Below are 14,407 nucleotides of genomic sequence, written 5' to 3' on the forward strand. Positions count from 1 at the left end.
TTAGGCAATGCACGCCCGCCGACAATTCGTTATTATGCCCGCTGAATTTAACGACAAGGCCGTGGAAATTATCATGCTGTGGTTCAAAAATTTAATGGTTTACCGTCTTAGCCGCGATGTTTCTTTGCGCGCCGAAGAGATGGAAAAACAGCTTGCCTCAATGACGTTTACCCCTTGTGGTAGCCAGGATATGGCAAAAATGGGCTGGGTTCCGCCGATGGGATCGCACAGCGACGCATTGACGCATTCTAACAATGGCCAAATTATTATCTGCGCCCGCAAAGAAGAAAAAATTCTGCCGTCGCCGGTGATCAAGCAGGCGCTGGAAGCCAAAATCTTCAAGCTGGAAGCTGAGCAGGGTCGCAAACTCAAGAAGACCGAGAAAGACTCGCTGAAAGATGAAGTGTTGCACTCCTTGCTGCCGCGTGCCTTTAGCCGCTTTAGCCAGACAATGATGTGGATAGACACCGTTAATGATTTGATCATCGTCGACTGTGCGAGCGCCAAGAAAGCGGAAGATACGCTGGCACTGCTGCGTAAAAGCCTGGGCTCACTGCCGGTAGTCCCGCTGACCCTGGAAAACCCGATAGAGCTCACGCTCACTGAATGGGTCCGTTCCGGGACGACTGCGCAGGGATTCCAGTTGCTGGATGAAGCCGAACTGAAAGCTATGCTGGAAGACGGTGGTGTGATCCGGGCGAAGAAACAGGACCTGGTGAGTGATGAGATCGCCGTGCACATTGAAGCCGGAAAAGTCGTCACCAAGCTGGCTCTCGACTGGCAGCAGCGCATTCAGTTTTTGATGTGTGACGATGGCTCGATTAAGCGTCTGAAGTTCTGCGATGAGCTGCGCGACCAGAACGAAGATATCGACAGAGAAGATTACGGTCAGCGTTTTGATGCCGATTTCATCCTGATGACCGGTGAACTGGCAGCGTTGATTAAAAGCCTGGTGGAAGGATTAGGCGGCGAAGCGCAGCGCTAAGCGCACCCGTCTTGCCGGATAACGCCACAAGCGGCTTATCCGGCATATTACGCTTACAGGTAACGGCAAAGATAGGACGTCGGCTCTGCGACCTGCAGATGAAATTCACTGTGCCCAGGCACGTTAAACGTCTCCCCGGCAGCATACACTTTCCACTCAGTTTCGCCCGGCAGCAATACATTCAATGCCCCGCTCACCACCGTCATCTCTTCAGGTGCCGCCGTGCCAAAGGTGTACTCGCCTTCCACCATCACACCCACGCTCGCGCGGCCAGTACTGCTGCTGGTAAAACCAATCGATTTTACTTTGCCGGAAAAGTATTCATTACTTTGAAGCATACCACTGGCCCTATCTCGTTATTAAGTTAACAACCAATATAGGGGCCTGACGTTCCCTCTGTCACGCAAAATTACGCCAGAAGTTCCGAAGCCAGACGGGCTATCAGCACATTCGACAACAGCACCGGAACGTCGAGTGATTTTTGCAGTACATCACGATGACGCTGATTAAACCCCAGGCAGTCGAGCATAATCACGTCGGCACCTTGCTCAAGAAGTTGCTTTCCAGCATCAATCAGTTGTTGTTCAGTGCCATCAATGGGATTGGCCACGGCATAGACTGGCGGCGTTTGTAGCACCTGCCATTTCTGCGTCTGGGCGGCGAGTAATTCAGTGACGGGTACAATCACACCAACCTGATGCCCGTCGACAATCGACGCCACCAGAGGGGGAATAATACGTAAGGGCTCCAGCAGGATGCCGTTTCGGATCGTCAGACGAGTAATGACTGCAGTGCTCATCAATAAAATAACGTCAAAGCCCTGATTATCCAGCACCTCAACGATACCTTGCAGCGCGCGTTCCACTTTCTGGCGCGAAACGTGCGCCAACTGTTGGTCACTGAGCAGCGTTAATAACACATCGTCGCCCGGCGAGATGGCGTACTCGGCCATCACCTCTTCCCGCCGCATCTGCCCTAGCAAACTATGGTGGGTAATGTGTTGCTCATCGATATATTCCGTCAGGAGCGGTAATACCTCACACATCGGCACAACGCCAATCGTGAGGATAGCCAACGACGTACTCATGTGTTGCTCCACCGTCTTCTTACTTTGCTGTGAATTCCCGGATAAATACCGGGCACTGACCTGCGCTACAAATGTTCAAAAGCGTAGCAGCGGATAAGCAATACATTGTGTAAAGATTCCAAATCATTCTAATAATTTATTGTTATCGTTTACTTTTCATTTTTCGCACTCTCCAGAGACGTGCGAAAAATGTGACACAGACAGCGTCCGACCTCAGGTTTTCTGCGGATCCTCATAGCGTTTTTTGGCATCCATTGCTTCCTGCGCGGACGGATGTTCGCTAATCAACGAATTCGGCTTCGGGTGGTCAGCGCGGAGTTGATACCAGGTGACCGTCTGGCCTGGCGTACCTTTTTCAACAGTAACAATCGTCGCTTTACGTGGATAAGGGGGGTTTGTCGGCATAGCGCTTCCTTTTGAATGGATAAGCGTTAAGTATAGACCCCACCCTGCAACCGCGGCGCAGCCTGGGACATCATCGCCAGGATATCAGCCACAACCTGAGAGGGTTCGTGCGTTGCATCAACAATAAAGTGCGCCGCTTGACGATACAGCTCGTCGCGTTGCTCAAGCACTTCCTGCACCTCTTCGGTCAGCGGTTTACCGGTTAAGGTTGGGCGCAATCCTTCTTCAGGCGCGGCTTCCAGGCGACTCACCAGTACCGAGACCGGCGCGCTTAAATAAATGACCATGCCGTTATTTCGCATGTAGTGACGGTTATATTCGGTAAGAATAATGCCGCCACCGGTCGCAATAACCGTTGAGGGGCCGGTCACGGCCTGCAAAGCGGTCGTCTCCTGAGCGCGAAATCCTTCCCACCCCTCTCTTTCAACGATTTCGGCAACGGTCATTTGCACATGTGATTGCAACCAGCGATCGGTATCAACAAACTGGAAGTCGATAGCTTTCGCCAGCGCCATACCGGTTGTCGTCTTACCACAGCCCCGCGGGCCAACAAGAAAAAGAGGTTGCGTCATCGAAGAAATTCCCCAGAGAGCCGCCCACAAGCGGGATCTGATGCTGTTAAAGTTATAATCATACCATCAAACTAGTACATCACAAAAACGTAAAGAATAAGTTCCACTACAGACTAAAAAGCCCATTAATTCTCACTATAACAAGATTTCACAATGATGAAAGTGTAAAAAATAAATTACAGTCGTTATTTTCTACGCTGAACTTCCAGCCACCACTTATCCAGTTCAGCAGCAAAATGCTGTCGGTCGCGCGGTGAAAGCGTGTCCGGGCCTCCGGTCTGGATCCCACTGGCACGGAGTGTATCCATAAAATCACGCATCATCAGACGTTCACGGATGGTGGCTTCGGTATAGCGTTCGCCACGAGGATTCAGCGCCGCGGCCCCTTTTTCAATCACTTCAGAAGCCAGCGGTATATCCGCCGTTACCACCAAATCGCCTGCGCTACACTGGCGCACAATCTCGTTATCGGCAACATCAAACCCGGCAGGAACACGTAATGTACGGATAAAACGCGAAGGCGGCACGCGCAAACTCTGGTTGGCGACCAAAATCAGCGGCATCTGCATACGCTCTGAAGCCCGGTACAAAATATCTTTAATCACATTCGGACACGCATCCGCATCCACCCATATTGTCATAACACCTCCTGGTTCCTGTGCAATCTCACATTGTCTCGTGCTTTTACTTTCCGGCAAAGTGCTGTTTCTCCTTCTGAACATATCCATTCCGCGCTAAGCTTAACTTTCCCAGGTATACCCTAAGTAATTCAAAAGTATGACGGGTATAAAACAATGAATATCACGCATAGGGAGTGACAAGATGGACAAGAAAATTGGTTTTATCGGCTGCGGCAATATGGGCAAAGCCATTCTTGGAGGCATGATCGCCAGCGGTCAGGTTCTCCCCGGACAAATCTGGGTCTATACCCCCTCTCCTGATAAAGTCGCCGCATTACACGACCAGTACGGCATCAACGCCGCGCAGTCGGCACAGGAAGTCGCCCAAATTGCCGATATTGTCTTTGGTGCTGTGAAGCCCGGCATCATGGTTAAAGTGCTGAGCGAAATCACCTCCAGCCTGAACAAAGATTCACTGGTCGTCTCTATTGCCGCTGGCGTCACGCTCGATCAGCTTGCCCGCGCGCTGGGTCATGACCGTAAAATTATCCGCGCGATGCCCAACACACCGTCGCTGGTTAATGCGGGCATGACCTCCGTAACGCCAAACGCGCTGGTGACGCCGGAAGATACGGCTGACGTATTAAATATTTTCCGCTGCTTTGGCGAAGCTGAAGTGATTGCGGAATCGATGATTCACCCGGTCGTCGGCGTCAGCGGTTCTGCGCCGGCCTACGTGTTTATGTTTATTGAAGCGATGGCTGATGCGGCCGTCCAGGGCGGCATGCCCCGCGCGCAGGCGTATAAATTCGCCGCACAGGCGGTGATGGGGTCAGCAAAAATGGTTCTCGAAACAGGAAAACATCCTGGAGAACTGAAGGATATGGTGTGCTCACCAGGTGGAACAACCATTGAGGCCGTGCGCGTTCTGGAGGCCCGTGGTTTCCGTTCTTCAGTCATTGAAGCGATGGTTAAGTGCATGGAACAGTCGGAAAAACTAAGCAAATCCTGAGTGGGCAACCGGACGTCAGGCCGCCGCTTCAGTGCGGTTACGTCCGGAATTCTTTGCTTTATAAAGCGCCATATCCGCCGATTTCAGCCATTCTCGATAGTGTTCCGTTTCTGAAGTCAGCGGTGCGACGCCGACGCTGATACGCAGAGCAACCTGCGGAGCACAGGACAATCGCAATAGGCTGAGTCGTTCGTGGACACGAGACATGGCGGCGATGGCGCTGCTCGCCGGGGTACCGCACATAATCACAGCAAATTCATCGCCACCAAAACGCCCTATGACATCGCTGCCGCGCAGCGTCATCTGCAACTGACGCGTTAGCGCGACAATAGCCTCATCACCAACGTCATGGCCCCAGGTATCGTTAATACTTTTGAAGTGGTCGATATCGATAATCAGTAACGTGGCGTCGCGCTGATAACGGCGGCAGTTATCAAATTCATTGCGCAGCAAAAGCTCCCAATGACGTCGGTTATACACACCGGTCATACCATCTCGCGTGCTCATCACCTGCAACCGACGTTTGTGCTCAGCCAGTTTGATGACCGTCTTATAGCTCACCCACGCAAACAGCAGCGGATACAACACCAACACCGGCAGCGACAGCATCACACTCAGTTGCGTACTGCTAAACACCACGGGGATGTCCGTCAGTTGCAGGGTGACCAGACATGAGACAATCGTCAACACCAGACCGGCGATGAATAACCGTATTCCCCCTGCGCCCATCAGGTTAATACAGATAATCATCAGTAGGGCCGTCGACGGTAGCAGGTTTACCCCCATCAGCCCTATCCACATTCCGGTCAGAATCGCATCGGCTTTTAAGTTGGTGAATTCGCTATGCATCGGGTCATCTGCTTTGCCCGCCAACTGCCATGCCAGATGCGGCCAGACAAAAGCCCATCCTACCAATAAAAGCCACCAGCCTCCGGTGATCGGCTGAGACACCAGGACCGACGCGATAGGGAAAAACATCCCGCCCAATCCCACCGCGCGCGGCAGCCTGATCCGTCGGGCAAATCGCAGTCCGGAGCGCTGATGGTCATTTTGATGAAGCGATAAAACCGCTTCATTTGGGACGACCTTTTTTTGATAGAAACTTTCATCATTCATCGTATTTAGGAACATTCTGAAACAAATTTCCCAAATTATAGAAAGGAGGACGTGCGCGGGAGTATGATATTTCGGGTGAGCGAATTTCGCTGCTCACCCTTATGTACTACGCAATTACGCTGCTTTTTTCAGGCAGGCACTCATAAAATTATTGCGATCATCACCTTTCAGCGACTGTTCCGTTGCCTGAACATTACATTCACGCATCTTCTGTTGCTGTGGCGTCAGGCTTTTTTCCTCGGGGGCCGATTTACTGTTTTTCAGGCAATCACTCATATAGCTCTTACGCGCATCCCCTTTTAAGGTCTGCGCAGTGGCCTGCTGGTTACAGGTGGTCATTCGTTGTTGTTGCGGGGTTAGCGTTTTCTCGGCGGCGCCAACAGTCGCTAAAAAAAGCAGACCAAAAAGCAACGTCATGACTAATGATATTTTCATAGCACCTTCCTTTTCTGAACGACGAGACACAGATAAGTCTGGCTGCTAACGATAAAAAAACCACCCGACAGCAAAAGTAATGCCGCCGGGCGTGTACTTATTTCAGCCCTAAAGCCGATTTCATGGTGTAGAACAAATCGGTCTGGTCGGTCAGGCCAACCACATTCGCCGCATGCGGCCCATAGGCAGCAATACGCAGTTGGCTGCCCGTATGCTCCTGAGATTCTTCTTCAGAGTTGCCGTAGCTGATGACCATCACCGCGCCATCTTTGGTGTTCAGCGCCTGAGTCAGGCCCGGCGCTTTGGTATCTGGCGCCACTATCTGGCTGGCATGCGCGTGATCGGCGGTTACCACCACCAGCGTATTACCGTCTTTCTTTGCAAAGGCCAGCGCACGCTGTACGGCTTCGTCCAGATCAACCGTTTCGCCAATCTGCCCGCACGGGTTAGCAGCATGATCCTGTTTATCGATTGACGCGCCTTCCACCTGCAGGAAGAAGCCTTTTTCATTTTTGCTTAACAGCTCAATCGCTTTATCCGTCATCTGTGCCAGCGTCGGCACCGTGTCGTTGCGTTTGGCATTTGGCGTACAGGTCACAACCGGCTTATCAATGTTGCCATGATACGAGGCTTTCGGTCCTTCCCAACGCACCGGCATATTACCTTCAGAGAACAACCCCAGCAGCGGTTTATCCTGACTGGCGTCAGTGATTGCCGCAAGCGAGGTCGCGTCGCTCACCAACTGATAGCCACGCATCTGCGCCTGCTCACGCAGCGTCTTTCCCTGCCATTCACCCGCAGCAGCGGTTTCAGCAAACGTTTTTGCCCCGCCCCCCAGCGTGACGTCGGCACGGGCATTCAACAATTGTTCAGTGATTGACCCTTTACCGCCGTTTTCCAGCGCATTAGTCGGGCATTTTTCACGGGTCACGCTCGGACCGTAGCATTTACGTGACGTCACATGCGCAACCAGCGCAGCCGGAGTGGCATCCTGTAATTCAGCTGTAGAAACGTTGCCGGTAGCCAGACCTGCGGCTTTTGCCATTTCCAGAATCGTGGCGTGATCTTTTTCATGGATATCAACGCCCAGCGCACCATTATAGGATTTAACCCCGGTGGTCCACGCCGTTGCCGAAGCCGCTGAATCTGTCACGTAATCGGGTTTACCCGTTTTCTTATCCAGCGAATAGTGGGTGTATTGTCCAGTCAGGGGTAGCGCATCAATCCCTTTAAAAAAGCCGCCCGCGCCTTCGGCATAATTTCGCGCTGCAGTAATTTCTGAGTCACCCATACCATCGCCAATCAGCAAAATAATATTTTTAGCCGGTTTATTAATCAGTGAATCACGCAGAGCGGTCGTTTGATCGCCGGCTAATCGGCGAGCGCCACCCGGCGTGGTGATATCCCCCTGAGCGGCGCGATTATCCATAACCGGCACAGCAGATGATTCTGCATAAATAACCGGGGTAAACAGCAAAGGTAACAGGGCAATAGCGAGTGCGCTTTGTTTCACTTTATTTTCTCCATGTATAAATACGGTAAAATTAAAACAAAGCGACTATAAGTATTTGATGTGACACTTTTATGATGATTCAACGTCGTGAGGCGCTACGCAAACCTCAATATGCTTTGGGTACCCTCTCGCCGACGTCATGCAAGGTTGTTAAACAGGCTGGCATGCGGCTTACGCCTGCCAGCGCGCCCTCAATATGACGAATCAGTGTTTGCTGCTCATGCGTCGCCATCGTATGCAGCATTTCCATGATAACGCGCTCTAAGGTTTCTACCTGCGCGGCGAGGTCCTGTGACTCTTCTTCTTTTTGGGCGAGCTTAAGTAACAACTCAGTGACGAGATTTTTCATTTGTGTATTCCCTTAACAAAATATGGGTCACGGTAGCATTATGGCTCCCAACTGCCTAGGGGATGAAAGTTGTATTTTTAGCAGAAATAAAACGTTTTGCGAAAACAATCACACCGCAAAATAAGATGAATTGGGAATTACGACAGAATTATTCAATATAAAAGGGTGAGAAGCTTAATAATCACCCAATAATATAATACAAACTTATGGATAAACCCCGCTGACAGCCAACGGGGTTTATTCGCCATTCAGCGCGTGCGACGCCGACGTCGTAACGCGACAGCCAGTTGCCAAATGTTGATCAGCACAATGCTCGCGGTCGCGATAAACACCCAGCGAAAACCCGCCATGGCCGACACGGTGGCTCCCATTAACGGTCCGGCGACGTTGCCCAGATACATAAACGACTGGTTATAGCCAAAAATACGCCCAGTTACCTGGTCGCTGGAGTATTTCACCAGTAGCGTTTGCACGGCAGGAAGCATTGCGCCATCGGCAAAGCCTAGCAGGAAACGCAATACCCCCAACTGCAACGGCGTTGTGACCCAGGACATGGCGAAAAACAGCACCACGGCAAAGATAAGCGTCGCCATGAGGATCCGTTCAGTTCCCACCCGATCGCCTAATTTGCCCAGCCGGGGGGCTGAAATCAGCGCCGATATACCAGGCACCGAGGCAATCAGCCCGCTGAGAAAGGCAATATTGCCGCTGTCTGGCACCATCGATTTAATAAACAGTGCCAGAATGGGACCGATTGATCCGTTGCACAACTGGATAACCAGGGTAGTAAAAAACAGGCTGATCACCAGCGCCGGATAAGGCAACGAGGCGAACACAGCCTTGCCGCTTAAGCGTTCACTTTTTTTAATCGTTGGGCGCACACCCTCTTTAATGAAGAATAACGTGACCATGAAACTGACCACCAGCAGCCCGGCGGTAATACAAAATACCGCGCGCAAGCCCACGTGGTCGGCAATAAAACCGCCCATCAGCGGCCCACCAATCACCCCGCTAATCTGTGCCGTAGAGAGCGTACTTAGCGCCCAACCGCTGCGTTCACGCGGAACCTGCGACGCCACTAACGCCATCGCATTAGGGATGTATCCCGACGTTAATCCCATCACACCACGCAGCAGGAAAAGCTGCCAGACATTAGTGGCAAAGGCCTGCAATAAAATCGCAATCGCCATCCCCAACGAGGCGCGCAGCAGCATCAGCTTACGCCCTTTACGATCGGCTAAACTGCCCCACATCGGCGAAACAATGGCGGAAATCAGAAAGGTGACGCTAAACGTTAACCCGGACCACATCGACAGCGCTTCATGCGAGGTCACCCCAAGCTGGGAAACATAGAGCGGTAAAAAAGGCAGGATTTGGCTGATCGCCAGTCCGGTAAAAAAGCACCCGAACCAAACGGAAATAAGGTTAACTCTCCAGGATTCCATAGGGACTCATAACGATAAGTAGCTGAAAACTGAGAGCAGCTTAACAAATTACGTGTCCGGACAAGGGCCCAGAGGTGCGATACCTCACAGTTTAGTATTTTATCTCCCCGCTCATCATATTTGTGATATCCATCACACATAACCCCTATTTATTGCAGGGGAATATGCTTTGAGGCTCCAGCGCAGATTTGTGAGTTTCCTTTCCCTGGCGACGCACGAAAACATTCTGCCAGAAGCCGAGGAATCCTGCGTTTTGTCGTGGTAATGTATGTGCTTTGCATTCATGGAATGGGTTTTTAAGATGGCAAAGTTGCGGGTAGGAATCGTATTTGGTGGTAAATCAGCAGAACATGAAGTGTCATTGCAATCGGCAAAAAATATTGTCGATGCCATCGACAAGACTCGCTTTGATGTTGTGCTGTTAGGTATTGATAAAGAAGGGCAATGGCACGTCAGCGATGCCAGCAACTATCTACTTAATGCCAACGACCCGGCGCGTATTGCGCTGCGTCCTTCGGCAACCAGCCTGGCGCAGGTACCGGGAAAGCAAGAACACCAGTTGATTGATGCGCACAATGGTCAGCCGCTGCAGACCGTCGATGTTATTTTCCCGATTGTGCACGGTACGTTGGGCGAAGATGGTTCCCTGCAAGGTATGCTGCGCGTGGCAAATCTCCCATTCGTCGGTTCCGACGTGCTGGGCTCAGCGGCATGCATGGATAAAGACGTGACTAAACGTCTGCTGCGCGACGCCGGATTAAACATTGCCCCCTTTATTACGCTCACCCGCGCTAATCGTAATAGCATCAGCTTCGCAGAGGTTGAATCGCGCCTGGGCCTGCCGCTGTTCGTCAAGCCGGCTAATCAGGGCTCGTCCGTTGGGGTCAGCAAAGTCACCAACGAAGCTCAATATAACCAGGCCGTGGCGCTGGCATTTGAGTTCGACCATAAAGTGGTGGTGGAACAAGGGGTCGTTGGTCGTGAGATCGAATGCGCGGTGCTGGGGAACGATCATCCGCAGGCCAGCACCTGTGGCGAGATCGTTCTGAACAGCGATTTTTACGCCTATGACACCAAGTACATTGACGATAACGGTGCCAAAGTTGTGGTCCCGGCGGCCATTGCGCCGGAGATTAACGACAAGATCCGCGAGATAGCGATCCAGGCTTACCAGACGCTGGGTTGCGCTGGCATGGCACGCGTAGATGTGTTCTTAACCGCGGAAAATGACGTGGTGATCAACGAGATCAACACGCTACCGGGCTTCACCAATATCAGTATGTATCCAAAACTGTGGCAGGCGAGCGGCTTAGGTTATACCGATTTGATCACCCGTCTGATCGAACTGGCGCTGGAGCGTCACGCGGCAAACAGCGCGCTGAAAACCAGTATGTAACCCCCCGCCAGGGTGCCCGATAGCTATTGGGCATCCTGCGTTTCGTCATCTTCCGCGCGGCGGCGGATAATCAATCCGGCAAGCCAAAAGCTAATCACCCAGGTAACCAGCCCCACCGCATAGGTTTGCCACCCCTTCGCTTCAAATCCCAGTAATCCCACCACCCCGTTGAGAATAAAGATAAGCCCAATAGCAAACGCGTAGTAGTGCCAGTCGCGGCGAAGTTTTACAGGCAGGTTCATAACAGCTCCGGGGATCACAACGTTATAAAGACGCATCCTCGCACATTTCTCTCTGGCGGTCTGTGGCGTAGGCAGAATTTCTTAGATGTAATCTAATTTCACTTAAGGTTACATATTTGTGACGACAGGCAAAAAAACGAAATCCAGGAATAATCCCTGGCTGAAATTACCATCATTCTGATATTGACAATCCCGATCACCTGTCAGACTCACTGTCAGTTACTGGCATTACGTCAAGAAAAGCAGGTTGTTGCTGGAGGTCTTTATGGCTGATTTTACGCTCTCAAAATTCCCGTTTAAGGGCAAGCATCGGGATCCCTCCTCGCTGACCGGCAACATTGTCTATGCCGTCTTTGTGCTGTTTTGCTTTTGGGTCGGGGCGCAGGTATTAACCCTACTGGCTCACGCACCCGGTATTTATGAACAGCTAATGCAACTGCAAATGCAGGAGAGCGGACGCCCGCACATCGAGATCGGGTTGGGCGTAGGAACAATTTTTGGTTTGATTCCCTTCCTGGTCGGCGGTCTGATTCTTGGCACCATCGCAGCCGTGTTGCACTGGCGCCAACGCCATCACAAAGATGACTGACCCATACATTTTGCCCGTCGCTCATCCACCCGTTTCGCAAACCACGCGGTGGTCAGATTACGGGTAATCTTTGGACTTTCGAGCTGAATACCCGGCAGCATTTCGCGGGGTAAGGTTTTGCCCGTTTTCGCTTCCGCTAGCTTATACACGTTCTTGTACAACGCGGTCTCTTCAAACGCGAGGCTGTCACCTTTTTGCAACTGCCGATGGATATCACTCTCGCTCATGTCCAGCTTCCCGGCCAGCTTACGTACCGCCAGCTCTGTTTTGCCCGGATCGTTGCTGTCGTAGCGAATCAAATCACCGTCCAACGCCAGTTTCACGCCGCTGGCCTTAGTCACCGCGTTCTGGAAAGCCGCATTACGACTGGCGTACCAGCCCGCATTAAAATCAGCGAAACGGAAGATAGGCGCGCTATAGTTCGCCGGGTAATTCAGCAAATGATAGGTCCCGAACCACAGCCCACCACGACGGGTGAAGACTTCCTGACGTACCGTCCCCGCCATTTTCCACGGATAGCCTGAAGCGTGTTGTTCAGCAAACGCGATGCTGACCTGCATCGGACCGCCTGTATGCACCGGATTAAGCGAACCGAATAGCGTCTGCCCCATCGGCACCATATTGATAAAATCATCAAAAATAGCGCTAAGCTGCTTTTCCGTTTTTACCGAATCCAGACGCTCGCTGTAGGTTTTGCCGGTCGGCGAGTTAATCTTCAGCGCGGTGTGCACCACAAACAGCGGAATATGCATGCGCTCAGCGCGGCGGTCGATCTCTTTCCAGGCTATTTTATTTAAGCCCGGTACCTCCGGGTCCGCCTGATAGTTAGACTCCTGCTGCGCTACCGCCAGCACCGAACAGACATTCTCAACCGTCGGTGCCAGCTTCTGGCTTTCAAACGTCCTGGCCAGATCCTGCGCCCAGGCGTCTCTGTCCTTCACGCTGGCCGGCATCTTCTGACGGACCACGCTCGCCACATCGACGGCTTTCTCCCCTTTTTTTAACGGCTGCGAAGACTGGCTACTGCATCCCACCAGCACCAACGCCGCCAGACAAGACCAGGGGTAAAGACGGGAAACCGTCGACATAACATCTCCTTTTGTTAGCTAAGCGTATGGGTTACGGCCTGAATATCCTGACCATCCAGCTCACGTTCGAAGCTGCGCAGACGCTTATAGATAGACATTAATTCCACTAACGTCGTCCAGGAGTTAATCAGATACTGGAACGATCCGCGTACCTGACCAAACACGTTGGTGATTTGCGTCATCAGACCGAGCGTAATCGTACCGGCAACAATTGACGGAAACAGCAGGAACAAACCGAAAACGTTATCCACCTGCAGGTAAAGAATACGGGCGATATTAAAGTACATATAGTGAAAATAGAGGCGGAAATAGTTCTGACGCACCGCGTGAAACAGCTCGCGCACGGTCGGCGGCGTTGCGCGATTAGCATCATCTTCGCCGTAGACCAGTTCTTTACGGTAAGCAGCTTCCACGCGCTGGTTTTTAAACTCCAGACCCGGGAGTTTGATCCCCACCACCGCCAGCAAGCCGGTGCCCATCAACGACCAGACAATGGCAGCAATCACCAGACCATAGGGAACATGGCCAACAATCGGCAGATCAGGGACATGCGCAGACAGCGTGACCAGCACCGGTAAGAAGGCAATCAGCGTCATAATCGCATTGATAAAACTGACGCCCATATCTTCCAGCGTAGAGGCGAAGCGCATGGTATCTTCCTGCACACGCTGCGCGGCGCCTTCGATATGACGCAGATGCTGCCAGTGCGCCATATAATGTTCGTTCATCGCGGTACGCCAGCGGAACACGTAATGGCTGACGAAGAAATTGTTCATCACCCCAATTACCACGGCAATCAGCGCGATGCCAAGGAAGATCCCCACTTCATGATAGAACTGTTCAATCTTCACCTTATGAGGAGCGCTCAGTGCGGTTTGAATCAGGTCATAGAACGGCGCATACCAGGCGTTGACGGCAACCCCGACTTCAACCAGAAACCAGGTCACAAAGATAATCAGCGACGTGCCCAATATGGACCAATACTGCCAACGGTGTGGACAGTAGATAAACCAGAACGCGGCGAACAGGCCGACGCAGAGAAGGTAATATGCATAAAAAATCAGATAATCCAGCGACCAGAACCGGGCGGCGCTTATAGGCACATCACCCGATGCGCCGGTGATATGTGCAACCCAGGCTCCCCCACCTGCCTGCCAGAATACAACGGCGACCAGCGCCCAAATAAATGCCGAAATAAAGAACGGTCCCGGCTTTGGGAAAAAAGACGTAAACATAGTGCTCTCCTGCTAACTTCTTATCGTTATGACGACTGCTGTGCATTTGCCAGCGTGCAAACGATGGCAAGACGGCTAACGCCCAATAAACACATGCTGAAACCGACAATTGTGACCAGAACCGACGCGCTTAGTTCGCTACCGGCCCTGAAGAATTGTTTCTATGGTTTTCATACCTGACAGCGTTCCGGCATATTCAGATTATCGCAGCGTGAGATCACAAAAGCGAACATCCACTCCGGGGGAAAACGTAACGTTTACTCATCGTTACGTTTTTCACACTATGATTGGCGTAATAGCACTTTGCAATATGCCGAT

General features: G+C 51.9%; 17 protein-coding genes. 4 read left to right on the forward strand and 13 right to left on the reverse strand.

Going from position 1 to position 14,407, the window contains the following annotated elements; translation table 11 throughout:
- Positions 1-73 precede the first annotated feature (73 nt).
- On the forward strand, positions 74-985 hold the full coding sequence (gene rdgC, locus IB214_RS18785) for a recombination-associated protein RdgC (protein WP_096759460.1): 912 nt from the start codon (positions 74-76) through the stop codon (positions 983-985).
- Positions 986-1,038: 53 nt separating this feature from the next.
- Here rdgC and ppnP read toward each other — a convergent pair whose 3' ends face one another.
- The 5 genes from ppnP to IB214_RS18810 form a co-directional block, all read right to left on the reverse strand.
- Positions 1,039-1,323 carry a pyrimidine/purine nucleoside phosphorylase gene (ppnP, locus tag IB214_RS18790; RefSeq protein WP_115259253.1) on the reverse strand — a complete coding sequence of 95 codons (285 nt, stop codon included), beginning with the start codon at positions 1,321-1,323 and terminating at the stop codon, positions 1,039-1,041.
- 71 nt (positions 1,324-1,394) lie between these two features.
- A complete protein-coding gene (locus tag IB214_RS18795; protein WP_115259254.1) occupies positions 1,395-2,072 on the reverse strand; it encodes an AroM family protein in 678 nt (225 codons plus the stop codon).
- Between the two features lie 213 nt (positions 2,073-2,285).
- Positions 2,286-2,477 carry a protein YaiA gene (gene yaiA, locus IB214_RS18800; RefSeq protein ID WP_096758106.1) on the reverse strand — a complete coding sequence of 64 codons (192 nt, stop codon included), beginning with the start codon at positions 2,475-2,477 and terminating at the stop codon, positions 2,286-2,288.
- Between the two features lie 26 nt (positions 2,478-2,503).
- Positions 2,504-3,049: a shikimate kinase AroL gene (gene aroL, locus IB214_RS18805; protein WP_115259255.1), complete on the reverse strand. Its 546-nt coding sequence runs from the start codon at positions 3,047-3,049 to the stop codon at positions 2,504-2,506.
- 185 nt (positions 3,050-3,234) lie between these two features.
- Positions 3,235-3,690 carry a YaiI/YqxD family protein gene (locus IB214_RS18810; protein WP_096758108.1) on the reverse strand — a complete coding sequence of 152 codons (456 nt, stop codon included), beginning with the start codon at positions 3,688-3,690 and terminating at the stop codon, positions 3,235-3,237.
- Positions 3,691-3,871: 181 nt separating this feature from the next.
- Between IB214_RS18810 and proC the strand changes: the two genes are divergently transcribed.
- A complete protein-coding gene (proC, locus tag IB214_RS18815; RefSeq protein WP_096758109.1) occupies positions 3,872-4,681 on the forward strand; it encodes a pyrroline-5-carboxylate reductase in 810 nt (269 codons plus the stop codon).
- 15 nt (positions 4,682-4,696) lie between these two features.
- Here proC and adrA read toward each other — a convergent pair whose 3' ends face one another.
- From adrA to IB214_RS18840, 5 genes are all read right to left on the reverse strand, one after another.
- A complete protein-coding gene (adrA, locus tag IB214_RS18820; protein WP_115259256.1) occupies positions 4,697-5,812 on the reverse strand; it encodes a diguanylate cyclase AdrA in 1,116 nt (371 codons plus the stop codon).
- Between the two features lie 99 nt (positions 5,813-5,911).
- The gene (gene psiF / locus IB214_RS18825) at positions 5,912-6,232 is read right to left on the reverse strand and encodes a phosphate starvation-inducible protein PsiF (RefSeq protein ID WP_117342105.1); all 321 of its coding nucleotides are present in this window, start codon (positions 6,230-6,232) and stop codon (positions 5,912-5,914) included.
- 97 nt (positions 6,233-6,329) lie between these two features.
- Entirely contained in the window at positions 6,330-7,745 is a 1,416-nt protein-coding gene (gene phoA, locus IB214_RS18830; protein WP_117342104.1) for an alkaline phosphatase, read from the reverse strand.
- A 106-nt stretch (positions 7,746-7,851) separates the two neighbouring features.
- A complete protein-coding gene (locus tag IB214_RS18835; protein WP_096758113.1) occupies positions 7,852-8,094 on the reverse strand; it encodes a sigma-S stabilization anti-adapter protein IraP in 243 nt (80 codons plus the stop codon).
- A gap of 248 nt (positions 8,095-8,342) precedes the next feature.
- The gene (locus tag IB214_RS18840) at positions 8,343-9,539 is read right to left on the reverse strand and encodes a multidrug efflux MFS transporter (protein WP_096758114.1); all 1,197 of its coding nucleotides are present in this window, start codon (positions 9,537-9,539) and stop codon (positions 8,343-8,345) included.
- Between the two features lie 301 nt (positions 9,540-9,840).
- Between IB214_RS18840 and ddlA the strand changes: the two genes are divergently transcribed.
- The gene (ddlA, locus tag IB214_RS18845; protein ID WP_096759461.1) at positions 9,841-10,935 is read left to right on the forward strand and encodes a D-alanine--D-alanine ligase; all 1,095 of its coding nucleotides are present in this window, start codon (positions 9,841-9,843) and stop codon (positions 10,933-10,935) included.
- 23 nt (positions 10,936-10,958) lie between these two features.
- On the opposite strand, the gene IB214_RS18850 is transcribed toward ddlA, so the two are convergent.
- Complete coding sequence (locus IB214_RS18850; protein ID WP_115259258.1) at positions 10,959-11,177, reverse strand: DUF2754 domain-containing protein; 219 nt, start codon at positions 11,175-11,177, stop codon at positions 10,959-10,961.
- 265 nt (positions 11,178-11,442) lie between these two features.
- On the opposite strand from IB214_RS18850, the gene IB214_RS18855 reads away from it, so the two are divergent.
- Positions 11,443-11,766, forward strand: coding sequence for a DUF2755 family protein (locus tag IB214_RS18855; RefSeq protein WP_115259259.1), 324 nt, complete (start codon positions 11,443-11,445; stop codon positions 11,764-11,766).
- Here the strand turns inward: IB214_RS18855 and IB214_RS18860 are convergent.
- Both IB214_RS18860 and sbmA read right to left on the reverse strand, forming a co-directional pair.
- On the reverse strand, positions 11,751-12,854 hold the full coding sequence (locus IB214_RS18860; protein ID WP_117342103.1) for a DUF1615 domain-containing protein: 1,104 nt from the start codon (positions 12,852-12,854) through the stop codon (positions 11,751-11,753). The genes IB214_RS18855 and IB214_RS18860 overlap by 16 nt on opposite strands.
- 14 nt (positions 12,855-12,868) lie before the next feature.
- Complete coding sequence (sbmA, locus tag IB214_RS18865) at positions 12,869-14,089, reverse strand: peptide antibiotic transporter SbmA (RefSeq protein ID WP_096758118.1); 1,221 nt, start codon at positions 14,087-14,089, stop codon at positions 12,869-12,871.
- Between the last annotated feature and the right edge of the window lie 318 nt (positions 14,090-14,407).

This window comes from Citrobacter sp. C1 (assembly GCF_014596895.2).
GTDB lineage: Bacteria > Pseudomonadota > Gammaproteobacteria > Enterobacterales > Enterobacteriaceae > Citrobacter > Citrobacter gillenii.